The 20,106-nt window shown below is 44.2% G+C and carries 18 protein-coding genes; 10 read left to right on the top strand and 8 right to left on the bottom strand.

The annotated features are described in order from the left end of the window. Positions 1 to 5: 5 nt before the first annotated feature. Positions 6 to 1,739 (top strand): PTS fructose transporter subunit IIBC, encoded by a 1,734-nt coding sequence (gene fruA / locus VER99_RS22320; protein ID WP_020334938.1) that lies wholly within the window; start codon positions 6 to 8, stop codon positions 1,737 to 1,739. A gap of 147 nt (positions 1,740 to 1,886) precedes the next feature. Here the strand turns inward: fruA and VER99_RS22315 are convergent, their stop codons facing one another. From VER99_RS22315 to VER99_RS22305, 3 genes are read right to left on the bottom strand one after another with little or no spacing between them, the layout of a single operon-like run. After that, entirely contained in the window at positions 1,887 to 4,946 is a 3,060-nt protein-coding gene (locus VER99_RS22315) for an efflux RND transporter permease subunit (RefSeq protein ID WP_020334939.1), read from the bottom strand. Next, the gene (locus tag VER99_RS22310) at positions 4,943 to 6,007 is read right to left on the bottom strand and encodes an efflux RND transporter periplasmic adaptor subunit (RefSeq protein WP_020334940.1); all 1,065 of its coding nucleotides are present in this window, start codon (positions 6,005 to 6,007) and stop codon (positions 4,943 to 4,945) included. Before VER99_RS22310 ends, VER99_RS22315 begins: the two co-directional genes overlap by 4 nt. Beyond that, entirely contained in the window at positions 6,007 to 7,080 is a 1,074-nt protein-coding gene (locus VER99_RS22305; RefSeq protein ID WP_020334941.1) for an efflux RND transporter periplasmic adaptor subunit, read from the bottom strand. Before VER99_RS22305 ends, VER99_RS22310 begins: the two co-directional genes overlap by 1 nt. Before the next feature lie 159 nt (positions 7,081 to 7,239). Between VER99_RS22305 and VER99_RS22300 the strand changes: the two genes are divergently transcribed. Further along, complete coding sequence (locus VER99_RS22300; RefSeq protein ID WP_020334942.1) at positions 7,240 to 7,965, top strand: TetR/AcrR family transcriptional regulator; 726 nt, start codon at positions 7,240 to 7,242, stop codon at positions 7,963 to 7,965. Positions 7,966 to 8,082: 117 nt separating this feature from the next. Here VER99_RS22300 and gcvT read toward each other — a convergent pair whose 3' ends face one another. Then, on the bottom strand, positions 8,083 to 9,201 hold the full coding sequence (gene gcvT, locus VER99_RS22295) for a glycine cleavage system aminomethyltransferase GcvT (RefSeq protein WP_020334943.1): 1,119 nt from the start codon (positions 9,199 to 9,201) through the stop codon (positions 8,083 to 8,085). A 263-nt stretch (positions 9,202 to 9,464) separates the two neighbouring features. After that, the gene (locus VER99_RS22290) at positions 9,465 to 10,088 is read right to left on the bottom strand and encodes a helix-turn-helix domain-containing protein (RefSeq protein ID WP_020334945.1); all 624 of its coding nucleotides are present in this window, start codon (positions 10,086 to 10,088) and stop codon (positions 9,465 to 9,467) included. 391 nt (positions 10,089 to 10,479) lie between these two features. Between VER99_RS22290 and VER99_RS22285 the strand changes: the two genes are divergently transcribed. The 6 genes from VER99_RS22285 to VER99_RS22260 all read left to right on the top strand — a co-directional run bounded on the left by VER99_RS22285 (position 10,480) and on the right by VER99_RS22260 (position 16,632). Beyond that, positions 10,480 to 11,775 (top strand): serine hydroxymethyltransferase, encoded by a 1,296-nt coding sequence (locus tag VER99_RS22285; protein ID WP_020334946.1) that lies wholly within the window; start codon positions 10,480 to 10,482, stop codon positions 11,773 to 11,775. Positions 11,776 to 11,811: 36 nt separating this feature from the next. Beyond that, the gene (gcvH, locus tag VER99_RS22280; RefSeq protein ID WP_014234303.1) at positions 11,812 to 12,192 is read left to right on the top strand and encodes a glycine cleavage system protein GcvH; all 381 of its coding nucleotides are present in this window, start codon (positions 11,812 to 11,814) and stop codon (positions 12,190 to 12,192) included. 112 nt (positions 12,193 to 12,304) lie between these two features. Then, positions 12,305 to 15,169, top strand: a complete 2,865-nt coding sequence (gene gcvP / locus VER99_RS22275) for an aminomethyl-transferring glycine dehydrogenase (RefSeq protein WP_020334947.1) — start codon at positions 12,305 to 12,307, stop codon at positions 15,167 to 15,169. A 364-nt stretch (positions 15,170 to 15,533) separates the two neighbouring features. After that, entirely contained in the window at positions 15,534 to 16,037 is a 504-nt protein-coding gene (locus VER99_RS22270; RefSeq protein WP_020334948.1) for a hypothetical protein, read from the top strand. Between the two features lie 30 nt (positions 16,038 to 16,067). Further along, positions 16,068 to 16,415, top strand: coding sequence for an Hpt domain-containing protein (locus VER99_RS22265; RefSeq protein WP_014234306.1), 348 nt, complete (start codon positions 16,068 to 16,070; stop codon positions 16,413 to 16,415). 25 nt (positions 16,416 to 16,440) lie between these two features. Next, positions 16,441 to 16,632: a hypothetical protein gene (locus tag VER99_RS22260; protein WP_014234307.1), complete on the top strand. Its 192-nt coding sequence runs from the start codon at positions 16,441 to 16,443 to the stop codon at positions 16,630 to 16,632. A 168-nt stretch (positions 16,633 to 16,800) separates the two neighbouring features. On the opposite strand, the gene VER99_RS22255 is transcribed toward VER99_RS22260, so the two are convergent. Beyond that, positions 16,801 to 17,064 (bottom strand): hypothetical protein, encoded by a 264-nt coding sequence (locus VER99_RS22255; RefSeq protein ID WP_014234308.1) that lies wholly within the window; start codon positions 17,062 to 17,064, stop codon positions 16,801 to 16,803. A gap of 240 nt (positions 17,065 to 17,304) precedes the next feature. Continuing rightward, positions 17,305 to 17,919 carry a glutathione S-transferase gene (locus VER99_RS22250; RefSeq protein ID WP_020334950.1) on the bottom strand — a complete coding sequence of 205 codons (615 nt, stop codon included), beginning with the start codon at positions 17,917 to 17,919 and terminating at the stop codon, positions 17,305 to 17,307. 142 nt (positions 17,920 to 18,061) lie between these two features. Between VER99_RS22250 and VER99_RS22245 the strand changes: the two genes are divergently transcribed. Both VER99_RS22245 and VER99_RS22240 read left to right on the top strand, forming a co-directional pair. Further along, positions 18,062 to 18,637 (top strand): TetR/AcrR family transcriptional regulator, encoded by a 576-nt coding sequence (locus VER99_RS22245; RefSeq protein WP_020334951.1) that lies wholly within the window; start codon positions 18,062 to 18,064, stop codon positions 18,635 to 18,637. Position 18,638: 1 nt separating this feature from the next. Next, positions 18,639 to 19,049 carry a PPC domain-containing DNA-binding protein gene (locus tag VER99_RS22240; RefSeq protein WP_020334952.1) on the top strand — a complete coding sequence of 137 codons (411 nt, stop codon included), beginning with the start codon at positions 18,639 to 18,641 and terminating at the stop codon, positions 19,047 to 19,049. Positions 19,050 to 19,144: 95 nt separating this feature from the next. Here the strand turns inward: VER99_RS22240 and VER99_RS22235 are convergent, their stop codons facing one another. Then, positions 19,145 to 19,888 carry a peptidoglycan-binding protein gene (locus tag VER99_RS22235; protein WP_020334953.1) on the bottom strand — a complete coding sequence of 248 codons (744 nt, stop codon included), beginning with the start codon at positions 19,886 to 19,888 and terminating at the stop codon, positions 19,145 to 19,147. Positions 19,889 to 20,106 lie beyond the last annotated feature (218 nt).

Genomic DNA, 20,106 nt, shown 5'->3' with positions numbered 1-20,106 from the left:
TCAGTATGAATATTGCCATTATTACAGCCTGTCCAAGTGGTGTTGCAAACAGCATCCTGGCAGCAGGACTACTCGATCAAGCAGCGACTAAACTGGGATGGAATGCAAAGATTGAATGTCAATCGAGCATCATCGAACCTAATTTACTTACAGACGCTGACATTGAACAGGCTGAAGCTATCATCATCGCCGCGAATACGCCGGTAGATACTTCTCGTTTCGTAGGCAAAAAAGTCTATCAAGCCGAGATAGGTGCAGTCGCTAAAGATGCCGAGGCATTTCTGCAAACTGCTGTAGAGAGCGCAAGTGTGCTGGAGCAAGCGACAACCGTTTCAGCGCCAGCAGAAAGCACCGCGTCCTCTGTGAAGAAAATTGTTGCTATCACAGCTTGTCCGACAGGTGTTGCTCATACCTTTATGGCAGCAGAAGCGCTGGATGAAGAAGGCAAACGTCGTGGACACCAAATCAAAGTGGAAACTCGTGGCTCTGTCGGTGCTAAAAACCAGCTAACCGCGCAAGAGATCGAAGAAGCGGATTTAGTAATCATCGCTGCAGATATCGAAGTGCCACTAGATCGCTTTAACGGTAAGAAAATGTACCGTACTAAGACTGGTCCAGCACTTAAGAAAACAGCAGAAGAGATGGACAAAGCCTTTGAACAGGCGACGGTTTACCAGCACTCTGGCTCTTCTAGTGAGTCTGCAACGGAAGAGAAAAAAGGCGTGTACAAACACCTGATGACAGGCGTATCGCACATGCTTCCTGTGGTAGTTGCAGGTGGTTTGATCATTGCCCTATCCTTCGTGTTCGGTATCGAAGCCTTTAAAGAAGAAGGTACTATGGCCGCTGCACTGATGAATATCGGTGGTGGTTCTGCGTTCGCGCTTATGATTCCGGTTCTTGCAGGTTTCATTGCCTTCTCAATTGCAGACCGTCCGGGCCTGGCTCCAGGTTTGGTTGGCGGTATGCTGGCTAGTTCTATCGGTTCAGGTTTCTTAGGCGGTATCGCAGCAGGTTTCATTGCGGGTTACTCGGCGAAACTACTGGCTGATAAAGTATCACTGCCACAATCTATGGAAGCACTAAAACCGATTCTTATCATTCCTTTCGTTGCAACCCTGTTTACTGGTTTAGTAATGATCTACATCGTTGGTGGTCCGGTTGCAGGTATCATGAACGGTTTGACTGAATTCCTAAACAACATGGGCTCAGACCGCGCAGTTCTGCTAGGTATTATCCTTGGCGCAATGATGTGTTTCGACTTGGGTGGCCCGGTAAACAAAGCAGCTTATGCATTCGGTGTTGGTCTACTGGCTTCTCAAACTTACGCACCAATGGCGGCAATTATGGCTGCTGGTATGGTTCCGGCTCTGGGTATGGGTCTGGCTACATTCCTTGCTAAGAACAAATTTGAAGAGAGTGAGCGCGAAGCGGGTAAAGCATCATTTGTACTGGGCTTATGCTTCATCTCTGAAGGTGCTATTCCGTTCGCAGCAAAAGATCCAATGCGCGTTATCCCTGCTTGTATGGCCGGTGGTGCGTTAACAGGTGCACTTTCTATGCTGTTTGGTGCAAAACTTATGGCACCACACGGTGGCCTGTTTGTACTGCTTATCCCTAACGCAATCACTCCAGTACTAATGTACCTGGTTGCGATTGCTGCAGGTACTGCGGTAACAGGTTTCACATATGCATTCCTAAAAAACAAAGCAGAAGCAAAGCAAGAAGTTACTGCTTAATATTCTTTTAAAGCCCCCCGGCATCTTACGCCTCTCTCATGTTCCGGTTGAGAGAGGCGTTTTTTTTATCTGGCTCTGATACAAAAAAAGCCCTGAGAAAATCTCTCAGGGCTAGGCAGGAGTCTGACTAAATATTAGTCAGGAGCCTTATGCAGCGGTCGAGTTTATCCTAAAAAGAATTGCAAACATCACTGGCACTACAATCAGTGTCAGTACAGTAGCAAAACCAAGCCCTGCCATAATCGTTATCGCCATTGAGCCAAAGAAGGCATCAAAAACGAGGGGAATCATACCTAAAATGGTCGTCACAGCCGCCATGCTTACCGGGCGTACACGGCTGATCGCACTATCTACAATAGCGAGATAAGGATCTTTTCCTGATGCCAATTCAAGGTTAATTTGGTCAAGCAATACAATACCGTTTTTCAGTATCATCCCGCTCAAACTTAATAACCCCAAGAAAGCGGTAAAGCTGAAAGGCATATTTGTCGCCAACAAGCCGAATGACACACCAATAATGGATAACGGCACCGTAAACCAAATAACCAGCGGCTTTTTGACCGAGTTAAACAGTAAGATGGTAATGATGAACATCAGCAAATAACCCATCGGCAGTGAGCCGAACAAGGCATCTTGTGCATCTTTCGATGACTCGTATTCCCCACCCCATGTAATTTCGTAGCCATCAGGCAGATGTAAAGCCATCACTTTAGGTTGTACGCGAGCAAACAAACTTGCTGCGGTATCTTCACTCAGCACATCATGGTCAGCCAATACCGTTAGAGTACGTTTGCGGTCACGACGTTGAATCAATGGCTCATTCCAATCTAACTTCACGCCGTCGATGATTTGGTCAACGGGGATGTAAGTTTGCAGCGATGGGCTCCAAATGTTCACATTTTGCAGAGATTCAAAATCCACACGCTCTTCTTCCGGAAGTCGGGTCAGAATTGGCAGAGTGTGTGTTCCATCGCGTAAATAACCTAATGCGCGGCCACCAAATGCCATCTGTAATGTGCCTGACAGATCTTCTTTCGAAATACCCAATCGACGCGCCTTCGACTCATTAAATGCCGGAACGAGCTCTTTAGTGCGCTCACGCCAGTCATGACGAATGTTTCTCGCACCAGGGTCGGTATGTAAAATGTCTTCTACTTTGACCGCCAAATCTCTAAGTACCTGTGGATCTGGGCCAGTAATTCTCGCCTCAATTTTAGACGCTGGCGATGGACCAAACTCCATCAACTTAAACTGGAATGTCGGCTCGTTAAACTTCTTGGCTAAGTTGGCATCCAACGTATCCAAAAGCTTGAACATATTCTCGCGATCCGTTGCCCTAACCTGGAACTGAGCATAAGCTTCGTAGCTTCTCTCGGGCTGGTAAGTCAACACAAAGCGCTGCATACCTTGACCAATTGATACCGACACAAAATCTATATCGTCTTGTTCTTGAATGTAACTTTCAACTATTTCTGCTTTTTTCGTTGTTTCGCGAATATCAGTGCCTTCAGGCATCCACATATCCACGTAAAACATCGGCGTGTTAGATGGCGGGAAGAATTGCTGTTTAACATTGCCAAACGCCACAACTGCACCAACGAGTAATGCCACCATAGCGGCTACGGTCAACCACCTAAAACGCAGAGCAACTTTGAGTAACGCTCCGAATGCGACAAACAACCAACCTTTATAAGGGTCTTGGTCTTCATCACCGACTTCTTTATCTTCTTCTTTTAATAAAAGGTTGGCTAAAAACGGAGTCAGCGTAATAGCCGTTACCCAGCTCAGGAACAACGAGAAGCAAAGCACCCAAAACAACGAGCCCATGAACTCACCCGTCGCATCTTGCGAAAGCCCGATTGGTGCGAATGCCGTAATGGCGATCACGGTCGCCCCTAACAGCGGCCACTGAGTCTGCTTTACAATATCTACGGCGGACTGAACCTTTGAACGCCCTTTCTTTAGACCAACGAGAATACCTTCAACAACAACAATCGCATTATCAACCAGCATACCCAACGCAATGATCAAAGCACCGAGAGAAATTCGATGAAGCTCGATGTTGTAGTAGTTCATAAGGATAAACGTACCAAACACTGTCAATAGAAGTACGGCACCGATGATGACACCGCTACGTAACCCCATGGTAAACAGCAGAACGATGATGACGATCGCAACCGCTTCGGCCAAACTAATGACGAAAGCTTTAACGGACTGATCCACCTCTTGTGCCTGATTGTAGAAGTAGCTCAAATCAATGCCAGCCGGCTTAATGGTCTCTAGGTTGCTTAGCTCAGCATCAATACGTTCTCCGACTTCGACCACATTGACACCGGACGCAAAAGAGATAGCGATGTTTATCGCTTTCTTCCCGTTAAACAAGATCACGTTGCTTGGTTTTTCCTGAATGCCACGTGAAATCGTCGCGACATCCTTTAAGCGGATCAGGTTGCCAGTATCTCGGCCATGAATGATCAGATTTCCCAGAGCTTCTACGGTATTTAGTGCACCGCTCGGACGGATAATAAGGCTTTCGCCATTAACCATCACCTCACCTGCAGACACCACACTATTTTGCTGGTTCAGCAAATTCGCGACCACGTTCATATCAATGTTTAAAGACGCAAGGCGATCTAACGAAATCTCGACAAAAAACATTTCCTGTTGGTCGCCACTAATATCAACTTTACCGACCCCTTCGATCAACTCTAATTCACGGGTTAGGTGGTCAGCATAGCGTTTGAGTTCGACATAGTTATAGTCGTCACCCGTTAACATCAGCATCACACCGTACACGTCACCGAAGTCATCAATGATCTGAAGAGATTGCACCCCTTGCGGTAAATTTGGTTGCAGATCATTAATCTTACGGCGCATTTCGTCCCAAATTTGTGGCAGCTCGTCTGGACCATAGTCCATCTTCATGCTGACCATTATTTGTGACATGCCATCCGACGACGTCGAGGTAATAAAGTCGATATACGGTAGTTTACGAATCTCTTTTTCCAGCGGATAAGTGAGTTCTTCTTCCACTTCCTTCGATGTTGCCCCTGGATAAGTAGAGATGATCATCGCTTCTTTGATGGTGAACGCCGGATCTTCCAGCCGGCCAAGCTCAAGGAATGAGGTGATACCACCAATGGCAAGAATAACAATGAACAGCCAACTGATGACTTTATTTTTTATGGAATACTCAGCAATGTTCATTGTTGTCCCTTCTCCACCACTTCCACATGTTTGCCTTCACGTAATTTACGTAAGTTTGAGTTAACCAATACATCACCGCTGCTGACGCCGGATGAGACAATGGCTCCTTGACCGTTTACTTGTGAAACAGCAACAGGCACCTTAGTGACGTTGCCATCCTTCATTTTCCACACAAAAAACTCATTGCTGTGACTGCCTGCTTGCAGCGCCGTAACGGGAATACTGTAACCATCAATCGACGTGATGCCCGCTTCGACCATATCAACCATTACGCTAACGCTTGTACCTGGTAAGATTTCTTTTTCTGGTTGAGGCATCGTGAGATACATTTCATAAGTCTGAGTATTGGCGTTCGGCTCACTCGTGTACTCCAGGTAATCCAACAAGTAAGATTTCGTATCGCCAGAGAATGTCGCACTAGGCTTGTAGTTCACATTCTCAGTATTCGGATTCACGAGCGCTAAAACGTTGTCTGAGAGTTCTATGCGCACATACACCATGTTGTTTTGATAAAGATTAAGTACCGTTTCTCCCGCACCAACTTGCTCGAAACGTTCTTTATAAACGTCAGATACCTTGCCCGAAAACGGCGCAAAAAGACGTGTGTAGTTCAACTGGTTGGTCGCACTATAGAAATTGGCTTCTGCTAATTCTTTATTCGCGGTCAGTTCGTCCAGTTCCGCTTTTGAAATCATTTGGCGATCATATAAATCTGTACCACGCTTCAATTGGCGAATGGCCAACGTGTATTGAGCTTCCGCATCGTTGATTGCTTGCTTTTCTTGACTGTCATCGAGCTTGGCGAGCATTTGGCCTTGTTTAACCACATCACCCGCTTTTACGAGAACATGCTGAATTTCACCCGCGAGCCGGAACGCGATTGGAGTCTGTTCGGCCGGAACCACAATCCCTTTAAAAGCTCTGAACTGGCTTTTCACTGGCGCACCGACTGATACGGATGAAACATACAGTGAATGTTCAGAAGCCTTTTGGGTATCGCCTTGGCAACCAGTTAGGACCGCAAGCGCGATAGCAGAAACCGTAAACAACTTACCTTTCATTAAATACCTCCCTCTCGAACCCAAGCTTTAACTACCTGACCTTCGACTAAGTGTTCAACACCAGCAATAACAACGTAATCATCACTTTTTAGTCCGGATTCAACGCTACCACTGTCGCCAAGTGACAATTTCACCTTTCTTACTTGTTGTGTTTCACCGTCCATTACCCAAACCTCACCTTGGTCAATGTCCTTACTCACCCATGCTGATTGAGGTAATATCACTGAGTCAGAGACATTCTGTTTCGCGATATGTACTTGGCCTGTCATACCTGTAAGCAAGTTGCGCTCAGAAGGACGAGTGATGGTCACAATCGCTTCATAGCTATTGGTATCGGAATTAGGTTGAGTTGAAATTTCTTTGAATTTACCCGGAATGCGTTTGTTCGGTTCGCTATCCATCGTCACCCACATGTGTGCTTCCTTTAAAGAAGCAAGCGATACAGACTCTGCGTAAGTTACCGGTAATGTAAAAGAGACATCCAAGGTACTGTTGTCAATCAGGTTCAGAATTTCCTGTTTCTCACCTACAACCTGAAAAGGTTTCACATACGTATAAGAGACAACACCATCAAACGGTGCATGGATCTTTGTGTAGCTTAAATCGGTTTTTGCCTGTTCGAAGTTCGCTAAAGCCGCTTTATATTGCGTTTCTTTTTGGTCGTACTCGTCAGTACTGATCAGCTTTTTCTTGTATAGACTCTTAGCTCGTTGCCATTGCGTTTGTGCAAGTGAGAATTGTGCTTGGGCGGAATTCAGCGCCAATTGAAGGTCTTTCGGATCCAACGTTGCTAACACGTCGCCCTTTTTGACATCGTGACCCATTCTGACTAGCAACTGTTCAACTTCACCACCGACCTGAAACGACAACTGTGCACGATGTGTTGCATCTATTTGAGCGAGAAAAGCATCGGAATCAGCCACAGTCAAATCCTTAACCGCGAGCAACTTCACGGGTTTAATCAAAGGTTCTGACGGCTCTGATATGGCTTTATTGCATCCAGTCAGCAGTCCAGAAAGACTTATAGTCATTACTGCGCCAACCAAAATGCGTTTTAGATATTGTTTACGCACCCGTTATCTCCAAATTCAAATATACTACACAGTTGTGCAGTATATTCTCATTTAGATATAGATCAACATATTTTCCATTTGTGCAGTAAATAAATTAGTCAAATAGGCAAGTTTCTGGTAAAAGTAACGCGTTGATTATTATTCGGGAAATGTCGAACTATGAATGAGAGAAAGCAAGGCAGACGAAGTGCTGAAGCAGCGGAACACACGAAATGTGTCATTCTGAAGGTTGCTGCAGATATGTTTTGCGAACTTGGTTACTCGCGAGTTTCGCTAAGAAACATCAGTGAAAAAGCGGGGGTCTCACATAGCTTGATCCGACATCATTTCGGCAGTAAAGAAAAAATCTGGCAAGCAGTTAGTGATGCGATGGATGAGTACTTGCAAGACTACATGGCCGAACTGCTCAACCAAATGCCCGAAGATACGCCTTCTAACAAAAAGATTTACCTATTTACGGTGCGTATGTTGGCGTTTACGTTAATCAACCCACATCCTATACAAATGATCGCGGATGCTATCCGTCAAGATGACAATGCGCTGTTTGATTATTTCTTGCGATCAAAAGAAGAGTTTGGCGCGATTTTCTCTGGCATTTTTGAAGAGTACAACCGCGAATACCCTGACGCGCAGGTCGATCACTGGGAATCTAAATGGCAAATGCTCTTGTTTGCTCATGGTGCAACTTCACTAGCACCAATGATGCAGCAAACATGGCCAGAAATTGCTGATGACAGAGAAAAAATGGTGTTAAAGCACTGGGAACTATTCAACACGATCATCGCAAGCCAGTTCAGCATTAAGAAAGAAGACATGCTTCACCCGACTAGATTGGAAGATATCGTTATCGACATGTGTTGTAACATTGATGAAGCCGCGAGCTAAACAATTTGCTGACGGATAAGAATGAATTCAGCCCTGGCTGGCGATTAAACTCAAACCTTCGTTAATAGTAAAAAAAATGCCGGACTAAACAGCCCGGCATTTTTTTATCTAATCTAATTAGCCACGGTAGTAACGCTGAGGAACAAACGGCATTTTTTCTACCGTCATCGGTAGCATTTTGCCACGAACTTCAGCGAACAACTCTGTACCAATAGCAGATAAATCTGCACGCACATAGCCCATTGAAACTGGTTTACCCGCGTTAGGGCCTGCTGTACCGCTGGTCACTACACCGATTTGATTTCCATCAGCATCAAATAGCTCCGCGCCTTCACGAACTGGAGCTTTAGTTTGACCAACTAGGCCAACACGTTTGCGCGCGACATCTTTGGTCTCAATTTGCTTAAGAATGATGTCTGCGCCAGGGAAACCACCTTCACGTTCACCACCAGTGCGACGAACTTTTTGAATACCCCAAAGTAGGCTTGCTTCTACAGGAGTTGTCGTTGTATCTAGGTCGTGACCGTACAGGCATAGACCACATTCCAAACGCAGTGAATCGCGTGCGCCAAGACCTATCCACTCAACTTCAGCTTCCGCTGTAAGTTTACGAGCTAGCTCTTCAGCGTGAGAGTTTGGTACTGAGATTTCATAACCATCTTCGCCCGTGTAACCGCTACGGCTTACGATACATTCAACGCCAAGGATTTCGAGTTTCTTCACGTCCATAAACAGCATATCTGCTACTTCAGCATTAAAGCGTTTAAGTACTTCAGCCGCTTTTGGACCTTGAAGTGCTAGTAGAGCGCGATCTTCGATGATTTCAAGTTCAACATCAGCAGGAAGGTGAGCTTTAAGGTGAGCAATATCTTGCTCTTTACAAGCAGCGTTAACCACAACGAACAGATGATCACCCTGGTTTGCTACCATTAGGTCATCCATGATTCCGCCTTGCTCATTGGTAAAGAAAGCATAGCGTTGGTTACCTTGCGGCAAGTCAATGATATCTACAGGAACCAATGTCTCTAGGAATGCTGCTGCACCCTCACCAATCAAACGAAGTTGTCCCATGTGAGAAACATCAAACAGACCCGCGGCATCACGCGTATGTAAGTGTTCCTTCTTAACGCCTAGTGGGTACTGGACAGGCATATCGTAACCCGCGAACGGGACCATTTTTGCGCCAACTTCAATATGAAGTGCATGCAGTGGTGTTTTCAGAAGTTCTTGAGTCATTTTCGTCTCCATTTAGATAGACCCGAGAATGCTGTCAGCATTCGCTTTCTATGTTTCCAATAATAAACACGCTTGATCCAATTTTGCACGAACAAGACGACTGTTGGCTTTCAAAAGTGTGACTTTTAACATTTTAATCACAACAAAAGGCTAAAAAAAGCGCTCAATTGAGTGATAGATCATCAACTGAGCGCCATTTTAACGAATTTACAACCGATAGCAATCGTTTGCTTTCACTATAGGAAATTTACAATTTTTTATCACTACTTAGCGGTGACCCACAATATTTGTGCATCTTCTTCGCTAACACTGGTCAACATGTGTCCCATGTTCGCATCATAGTAAACACTGTCGCCTTCACACAGAACCACAGGTTCATAGAACTCAGAGTAGAACTTTACTTCGCCAGATAAGATAAGCAGGAACTCTTCACCGTCATGACGAACCCAGTCTTTGTACTCATCAAAGTGTCGGGCACGGATCTGGCTTTTGAAGGGCATCATTTTCTTATTGGAAAGTTGAGTAGCAAGTAGTTCGTGCTCGTAGGTTTGAGTCGGGTGAGGTTTACCTTCATTCTTACGAGTAACATCCCTACGCCCTGTTGCGACTTTTTTTCTTGGTGGTTCAAATAGTTGAGGCATATCTATTTGCAAACCAAGCGCCAATTTTTGCATCGCCTGAAAGGTAGGAGAAATCTGCTCGTTCTCTATTTTACTAAGTGTAGAACGCGCCAGACCGGTTCTTTGGCTCGCCTCTTCAAGTGTAATACCCAGCTTGGAGCGAATATCTTTAATACGCTGCCCAAGCTTTAAAGGCTCGATACTCTCATCAATTTTGTCTTTCGCAAGCGTCATCGATGGGTACTCATCATAAATACTTCCTGCCATAATTCCCTCTGTAATTGTTCTTATCTCTCTCCCTATATGCATTGTGCATGAACCGTATAATGGATAAAAGTCCACCAGGTTAATTAAAGTGTGCTCTCGTTAACAAAAATCGCAAACGCGTTTCCTATAGGAAATTTTTTGTTGATTGTTCCCGCCCCAAGCGTTATGTTACAGCCTTGTTAGATGTAGAGATGCACTTTTCCGTAAACGATTAGGCGTGAGAGATTGGATTAGTAACGCACGATTCGACGGAGTTTTTGCCCACTTTTAGGGCTGGATGTTCGCTCTGTTCTGCTATGCAGTTCAGCTGTTTTGAGGACAAATGAACCTAACCGCAAACCAATAATTCAATCTATGCGGGTTCATTTTCAGATTTGGAAGGTCAACTACCATGAACAAGAGTTACCCTAACCACAGCTTGGAAAACTTTTTCTCTACCAACCTCTCTGCGACAGATGATGCTGTCTTTGCTGGAATTCAGGCGGAATTCGCTCGCCAAAACGAACAAATCGAACTTATCGCTTCTGAGAACATTGTGTCTAAAGCGGTAATGCAAGCTCAAGGCACTTGCCTAACAAATAAATACGCTGAAGGTTACCCTGGCCGTCGTTACTACGGTGGTTGTGAACACGTTGATACGGTTGAGGCAATCGCTATCGAACGTGCGAAAAAACTTTTTAGTTGCGAATACGCAAACGTTCAACCTCACTCAGGTGCTCAGGCGAACGGCGCAGTAAAACTGGCTCTTCTTCAGCCAGGCGACACCATTTTAGGTATGTCATTAGACGCGGGTGGCCACCTTACTCACGGTGCACGCCCTGCTCTATCAGGTAAATGGTTCAATGCCGTTCAGTACGGTGTTGACCGCGAAACACTAGAAATTAATTACGAAGATGTTCGTGCTCTTGCGCTTGAGCACAAACCAAAAATGATCATCGCTGGTGGCAGTGCTATTCCACGTACTATCGACTTCGCTAAGTTCCGCGAAATTGCAGACGAAGTTGAAGCTATTCTAATGGTTGATATGGCGCACATCGCAGGTCTTATCGCGACTGGTGCTCACCCAAGCCCACTACCACACGCACATGTTGTAACGACAACAACGCACAAAACATTGCGTGGTCCACGTGGCGGCATGATCTTAACCAACCACGAAGACATTATTAAGAAAATCAACTCAGCGGTATTCCCTGGCCTTCAAGGTGGCCCGCTAATGCACGTTATTGCTGCAAAAGCCGTCGCATTTGGTGAAGCGCTTGGCCCTGAGTTCAAAACTTATATCAATTCAGTGATCAATAACGCAAAAGTATTAGCTGAAGTATTGCAGACTCGCGGTTGCGACATTGTGACTGGCGGAACCGATACTCACCTAATGCTGGTTGACCTTCGTCCTAAGGGTTTGAAAGGTAACAAAGCAGAAGAAGCTCTCGAGCGTGCGGGAATCACATGTAATAAAAATGGCATCCCATTTGACTCAGAGAAGCCTATGATTACATCGGGTATCCGTTTGGGTACACCAGCTGGCACAAGCCGCGGCTTTGGCGCAGAAGAATTCAAGCTCATCGGTAATTGGATTGGCGATGTATTGGATGGGTTAGTAGAAAGCCCTGAAGGTAACGCAGAAGTAGAACAGCGCGTTCGCAAAGAAGTGAAAGCACTGTGCGGCCGATTCCCTCTTTACCAATAAACAATTTAAACGCAGTTATTTTTTGGAGATTAAGCAATGGACAACACATTGAAGTTTGCAGATAGCCACGAGTGGGTACGTGATAATGGCGATGGCACAGTAACTATCGGTATTTCTGAGCACGCACAAGAAATGCTTGGTGACGTAGTATTCGTTGACCTACCAGACGTGGAAGACGAAATTGAAGCTGGCGATAGCTTCTCTCTTGTTGAGTCTGTAAAAGCAGCTTCAGATATCTACGCACCTATCAGCGGTGAAGTTGTAGAAATCAACGAAGAGCTTGAAGATAGCCCAGAGCTAATCAACGAAGAACCATATGAAGGCGGCTGGATTGTTAAAGTTAAGATGTCTGACCCATCAGAACTAGACAACCTAAAAGACGCAGAAGAATACCTAAACTCAATTGAAGAAGAGTAATTAGGAAGATTTGCAAAGCTGCCCCCGCCTGGAAGGCAGCTTTTTTTCAATGTTCGGACCATATCAGTAACGACCCGATACGTTACCCGAACGATGGAGTAGGTAAAGGACAATGACTGAATTACTTCAAAGCCTCAGCACACAAAATGAGTTCGTTGCTCGCCACAACGGCCCAAACAAATCTGACCAACAAAAAATGTTGGATGCGATCAATGTTGCTAACCTTGACGCACTTATCGAAGAAACGGTTCCAGCACAAATTCGCCTAGAAAAGCCACTAGCACTAGCAGAAGCGAAAAGCGAAGCGGACATGCTGGTTGCGATGCGCAAATTCGCTGACCAAAACCAAATTAAACGTACGTTCATCGGTCAAGGTTACTACAACACCTTCACGCCAAATGTCATTCTACGTAACGTACTAGAAAACCCAGGCTGGTACACAGCTTACACTCCTTACCAACCAGAGATCTCTCAAGGTCGTCTGGAAGCGCTTCTTAACTACCAACAAATGGTCATGGACCTAACTGGTATGGAAATCGCGAACGCTTCTCTTCTTGACGAAGCAACGGCAGCAGCTGAAGCGATGACGCTATGTAAGCGTGCAGGTAAGAGCAAAAGTAACGTATTCTTCGTGGCTGACGATGTTCACCCACAAACTCTAGAAGTTGTAAAAACTCGTGCTAAATACATTGGCTTTGAAGTACTCGTTGGTTCACTTGAATCACTACCAGAACAAGACGTATTTGGTGCGCTAGTTCAGTACCCAGGTACAACAGGTGAAGTACGTGATTTAACGGACATCATCGCGAAAGCACAAGCTAACAAAACATTAGTAACGGTTGCTACTGACCTACTCGCTTCTACTTTGCTGAAACCAGCAGGTGAAATGGGTGCAGACGTGGTTATTGGTTCAGCTCAGCGTTTCGGCGTACCTATGGGTTACGGCGGTCCACACGCAGCATTCATGGCAACTCGTGATAAGCATAAGCGTACAATGCCTGGTCGTGTAATCGGTGTTTCTATCGATGTAAACGGCAACCAAGCACTGCGTATGGCGATGCAAACGCGTGAACAGCACATCCGCCGTGAAAAAGCGACATCAAACATCTGTACTGCGCAAGCACTACTAGCGAACATGGCATCTTTCTACGCGGTATTCCACGGCGCAGAAGGTCTACGCACTATCGCTCGTCGCACTCACCACATGACTGCGATTCTGGCTGCTGGTCTGACTAAGTCTGGCTACGAGCTTGCTCACAATAGCTTCTTTGACACCATCACGATCAACACAGATGGCAAAACTGAAGAGCTTTACGCGAAAGCACAAGCGGCAGACATCAACCTGCGTAAGCTAAATGGCAAGCTAGGTATCAGCTTCGACGAAACAACAACTACTGACGACATCAACGCTCTATTTGAAGTGTTTGGTGTTCAACAAGATGTTAACGCTCTGTCTTCTGAAATCGCAACCAACGAGTTTGCTGCTATTCCTGAAGCGCTACGTCGTACGTCTAAGTTCCTGACTCACCCAGTATTCAACACGCACCACAGCGAAACGCAAATGATGCGTTACCTGAAACAGCTAGAGAACAAAGACTTCTCACTGACTCACGGTATGATCCCGCTGGGCAGCTGTACGATGAAACTAAACGCAGCAGCAGAGATGATCCCTGTTACTTGGCCTGAGTTTGGTTCTATCCACCCATTCGCTCCTCTAGAGCAAGCGGCAGGTTACTCTGCGCTAGCGAAAGATCTTAAAGAGAAGCTATGTGAAATCACTGGTTACGATGATTTCTCTCTACAGCCAAACTCTGGTGCATCTGGTGAATACGCTGGCCTTATCGCGATTCAACGCTATCACGACAGCCGTGGCGAAGGTCACCGTAACGTATGTTTGATCCCAAGCTCAGCACACGGTACTAACCCAGCGACAGCGTCAATGGTATCAATGAAAGTCGTTGTGGTGAAATGTGATGAAGATGGCAACATCGACATGACTGACTTAGCAGCGAAAATTGAGAAACACAAAGACAACCTATCAAGCATCATGATCACTTACCCTTCTACGCACGGCGTATACGAAGAGCACGTGAAAGAAGTATGTGAAATGGTTCATGCAGCAGGTGGTCAGGTTTACCTGGACGGCGCTAACATGAACGCACAGGTTGCCCTAACCTCTCCAGGTTTCATCGGCTCTGACGTTTCTCACTTGAACCTACACAAAACCTTCTGTATCCCTCACGGTGGTGGTGGTCCAGGTATGGGTCCTATCGGTGTTAAATCTCACCTGGCACCTTTCCTACCAGGTCACATCGAGAACGGTGTTGAAGGTAAAGAGCTAGCGGTTTCTGCAGCAGATATGGGTAGCGCATCTATCCTGCCTATCTCATGGGCTTACATCGCGATGATGGGTGAAGCTGGCCTACAAGAAGCGACTAAAGTTGCGATTCTTAACGCCAACTACGTGATGGAGCGTCTGCGTCCACACTACCCAATTCTTTACCGTGGTAAAAATGGCCGCGTAGCGCACGAATGTATCGTTGATATTCGTCCGCTTAAAGAAGAAACAGGCATCAGCGAAGAAGACATCGCGAAGCGTCTAATGGACTACGGTTTCCACGCGCCAACGATGTCATTCCCAGTTGCAGGTACACTGATGGTTGAACCAACTGAATCAGAAGATTTGGAAGAGCTAGACCGCTTCTGTGAGGCAATGATCGCAATCCGCGAAGAGATGACAAAAGTGAAAAACGGTGAGTGGCCACTAGAGAACAACCCTCTAGTTAACGCTCCACACACTCAAGTTGATCTTTCAGCAGCAGAATGGGATCGCCCTTACTCTCGTGAGCTAGGCTGTTTCCCATCGAAAGCGACTAAGTCTTGGAAATACTGGCCAACAGTGAACCGCGTAGATAATGTTTACGGCGACCGTAACCTAATCTGCTCGTGCCCAAGCATTGAGAACTACGAAGACTAATTTCGTTGTATCTCTGAGTTAAAACTTGGTAAAACTACAAAATAGACAAACTTCGGTTTGTCTATTTTTTTCTTATTACGAAAAGAAGTTGCCCTTCAAAATGCCTAAAAAGCGCTTAGACTAATCTTTCTGATCTACGCCTTCCACCCAATTTAACGACCGACGACTTATCACCTCAGATCTGCTTGTTGCGTCGAATATTCAAACCAAATCTAGAATTTTCCATTAGATCACATTAAGCAACGACGCTTAACCATACGAAAGACCTTAAAGTTTGGGCGATATCTTGTTTTACCCTTGCCACCTTGAATTTATCTATTCGGGTTACTAGTTTAAAAGTAATACTCTGCAAGGAAAACGTACATTGACTGAGGGTGAAGTCGCACTTGATGAGATGAATGTGTTAGTCGTTGATCAATGTTTAACGACTTCAATTTTGATGGTTAACCAACTCATCCCATTAGGTGGAAAGGCATCAAATCCAACTTGTGAAATAAGTGCACAAGCGAGCTTCGTTTTCTTCACTTTTCATCTCGACTCTGCATTACCCTGTTTATACTGTATTTTATTCCAATCTTCTGACGCTAAGATACTTGAACACCCCTCAGTTAAACTGGCTCAAAGCATTCCACAACAACAATCAGCATCGTGGAATCGGCGTCAGAAACTTCTTTTTACTCTGAAAAAGCACACGTATTCAGTTGGGCAAACACCCAAACTGAGTTCAATTGATACCGCCGAAGTAACAAACGCATCAAACGATCATAGAGTCAAACACTTAGTACAACGAGCAATACCTCCTAACTGTTCTTATTGGTTAGAAAGCTATCTCGCGGATTTTTACACCAATCGACTGCCTGCATCATAGAACCAACGTATTCTTTACAGGGATTAATAAATGATCAATTTTGACGTGTTAAACAAAGCTATGGATAACGATGTAGAGATCATTATCACCGTGTTTTCGACCTACTTAGAAGAACACGTTAATGGGTTGGAACGCATTAATGAGTTATATGCCAATGAAAATTGGCCGGAACTACACTTGTTAGCGCAAAGCTTAAAAGGAGTACTAGAAAGCTTCGGCGAAGACACCGCCGTCACAGCATTACAAGAAATTGAAGAGGATACACGCAACAATATTGCACCAGATGTGTCAGATATCACTATAGTTAATAGGGAGCTATTAACGATTAATCAGCAGATTTTTGCTTACTTAGACAATATGAATGGCAAATCTGTATAGGCTTAAAGCGGGGGGATATATGGCAATGAACAGCAGCAACTTTAGAGAGCTTATTGATTCGCTCAAAGATTTAACGCCAACTCAGAAAAGGTACCTCATTAGCCGAACAAAAATGTCGTTAGATGACGAAAACGGTATGTTCAGAACTGATGATTTACTTACGCAAGAAGAGTTGGCAGCTTTGCTTACTCCAACACAAACAACAGAATCAAAATAGTGACAGCTCGTCAGCGCTAGGAACCAGGTAGAGCAGAAACGCTTTACTTGGTTTTTAGATTTTTTATCAGGTTAGATATGTTTGTGCGAAACAATAGAACGAGTTAAGTGTTATACGCTCCCACAGCAATCCAAAGTGATTCCCCTTCCCCTCAATAGAACCTTTGGTTTACTGACTTAACACGTTACTCATTGATTGCTCATCTCTATAGCGATTGTAATCTTCTGCTAATAATTGATGTTGGTAACGCGTATACGATAACGCTTCGTTAGAGACAACTATCTGATTTTCTTTCTCTATCAGTTGACCACGCAGCTGTTCAATCTCCTGATTCTGTTGGGTATTGTTGTTATACATTGCAATCAATCCGAAGATAGAAATCATCAACATTGCAATCAGGACATTATTGATGGTTTTAGGTTGAATATGCATAAACCTCTCCTTGTCTCTATCGCACTTTACCAATTAAAGCCCCTGCTCAACGCCCCCTGAACAAGGGATTCTATCGTTCAGAAAGCGAATCTAGCAGTGACACATTTAATTATAGGTGAGTGACTACAAAAGAAGAGAAATACTCAACAATTTGAACGTGTTTCATACCATAGAAGTCAAAAGCAGCAAGATTCACTTTATCCTTACTGCTTTCTATGACCAGATGAAGATCAGCGTATTTTAGCTTTGAAAGGCTTCTCGAGCTGAGATTTTCTCAAACCAACGAGCGATATTTGGAGCCGTTGAAAGCACATCAATCTGAAGTGCATTAATTGCAAATCCAACGAACAGGTAACCAGTAATATCTACAATAGTAAATCGATCAGTCGCGATAAACTCACTTTCCGCTAAACGTTTATCCAAAACCGGTAAAAATTCCAATACGCGAGATTTTGACTCCTCGCCCCACTCTTTTACGCAGTTTTCGCGATCCTTATAGATAGCGCTGATGTTACGGAATGCCTGAAATGCTGCGTATAGCCCCTGAAACTCAACAACACGATGCCACATTTCAACCTGAGCACGTTCACGTTGATTTCCACCAAATAAGTTGAGATCGTTACTGAACTCTTCATCGAAATAGCGACAAATCGCCACACTTTCACAAATTGTGGTGCCATCATCGAACTCTAAAACCGGAACTTTTCCATTCACACTCTTTTGTTTGAAAGAATCCGTAAGGTTATCTCCGTCACGTACATTTATTGCGACTCGTTTGACATCTCCACCGATTTCTTTAAGAAAAATGTTAACGCGCTTGCAACTTGGCGTCATCGCGGTTTCATATAGCTTCATGTAACACCCTATTCCTTTATCTAACTGTTCGGTTAGGTTATACTGTAGCCAGTTTATAAACGATCAGTCAAGAATATAATTACTCGTCACTTCATAAGATTGAAAAATCTATCAAAGCAACGATTTTTAAGTGGGTACCTATATGGCAAGAAAAGCTAACTTTGACCGAGATGAGAAGCTCTTGGTCGCCATGAACCTGTTCTGGCGCAAAGGTTTTTCAAATACCTCTATCTCCGATCTCACAGACGAACTGAACATTAACCGTTTCAGCCTTTACAATACCTATGGCGACAAACAGCAGCTTTATTACGAGGCGTTAGACGCATACCTGAAAAAAGTCTCGTTACCCTCTCTGGAGAATTTGAGTAAAGATGACGCTTCCCTGCGTGAAATCGAAGCGTTTTTGACGTCTTTTGCCCAACTACAGCGCAAAAGTAGCTACGGATGTTTTGTTCAAAATGCGTTGGTAGAACACGCTGGTGAAGATAACGATGTATTACGTATGGGGCACTTTTTGTTTGACCATCTCATCGAAATCATGAGTGAAGCAATAAAAAACGCACAAAGGGAAACATTAATTCCTAAAACGCTCAAACCAAAAGAACTAGCCTGTTTTATTCTCAACAATATGCAAGGAATGCGGGTACTTGGTAAGGCCAAGCGTTATGACGATTTAGACACAGCGTTATCGTGTTTACTCACCTTAATAAGGAAATAATATGTCATTAAACGTCATCGTAGTTAGGCTAACCAAAGGTATGGATCTTAAACAAAGCCTCGCGCAGATTGTGCTGGAACAAGGCATTACAGCAGGCTCAATCGCTTCTTGCGTCGGCTGTGTGTCACAACTCCAGCTTCGTCTCGCGGGTGCCAAATCAACTTTAATCAAACAAGAACCTTTAGAAATTGTATCGGTAATGGGGACGTTGACACCCGAGCATCAACATGTACATATTTCGCTTTCCGATGAGCACGGGCACGTTTGGGGTGGACACTTAATGGAAGGCACAATCATTGATACGACAGCTGAGTTAATCATCCATAATTACCCTAAACTCACCTTTAGCCGTGAGATGGATGAAAGCACCGGATATACAGAATTACAGGTAAACATTACTTCAACTAATTAAGTAATATACCTGACAAAGTAAGTGTAATTGGGCGATAATATTTATTTTAATAATTTCTTCGCCCAATCAATAAGTTGCCGATTTGATTTGTTTAATTAAAACTTCCTCAGAAATCCCTTTGCAATCTCGGATATTTCATGAGCTCTATCAGAGCCATTAATACACCGTCTTGCACCAATAAAGTCCGTATTATTATCATTAATATAATCAGAAATTCTTCTACCAGTGAAGGTGCCGGTTTTAAAACCATGAATAAGAACAAATAAAGCAATATTAGGCTGCATGGCAATATCCGGTTGATTAGTCATATCTATATCCAGTAACTGTGAATACTTCTCGTAGTTATTCTTCCAAGTAAGTTGTACAAATCCCCTACCGTAGAACGGAAAATATCTGAGATTTTTCTTTCGCCAGTTTTCGCTAAGCCAATAGGCTTCACGAACAGGCATGAACGTTTGATTGGTTTCCCACTGAGTTGTCGCGAGTACGTATGCTTTCTGTGTGTCGAGTACTAAGCCTTGCTCTACACATTCATGTTTGATTGCGTCTATCACGCCTTCTCTACAAGTAAAGTCATAAGTATCATTTGCGGTAATACCATCTAACCTCACTTGTAAACGCTCAATCGACTCCTTGCCGATTAGGACAGGGTTTCCTGGTAGTTCATCGGTTTTGAACTCGGCCCATGCGTTGCGAGTTTTAGGCCCTATGAGTCCATCGACTGTACCTACCGGGTAGCCGAGAATACATAGCGCCTTTTGTAACTCTTCTACTTGTTTTTCAACTAATTCACTGACGGGAAGTGGCGTTTTAATGGTTAACAACTCTGTAATTTTCATTGTATTAACCCTCTAGTACCTAACTAGAAATGTATTTAAAAGTAAACAGCTTAAATATATTTAACTAAGTAATAAGGAAATGGTATCTACTATTCTAGACCAATTGTTGATATTTATATAAATAAAAATGCATATAAATAACGCATTGACCAATGATGATTAATTTCTCATTTAAGAAAAATACCTGACCTGGTAGTACACATTGTTAATTGTACGGC

The sequence above is a fragment of the Vibrio natriegens NBRC 15636 = ATCC 14048 = DSM 759 genome (assembly GCF_035621455.1).
GTDB lineage: Bacteria > Pseudomonadota > Gammaproteobacteria > Enterobacterales > Vibrionaceae > Vibrio > Vibrio natriegens.
Note: the sequence above shows the minus strand (reverse complement) of the source record. Positions and strands in the feature narration are given on the sequence as shown.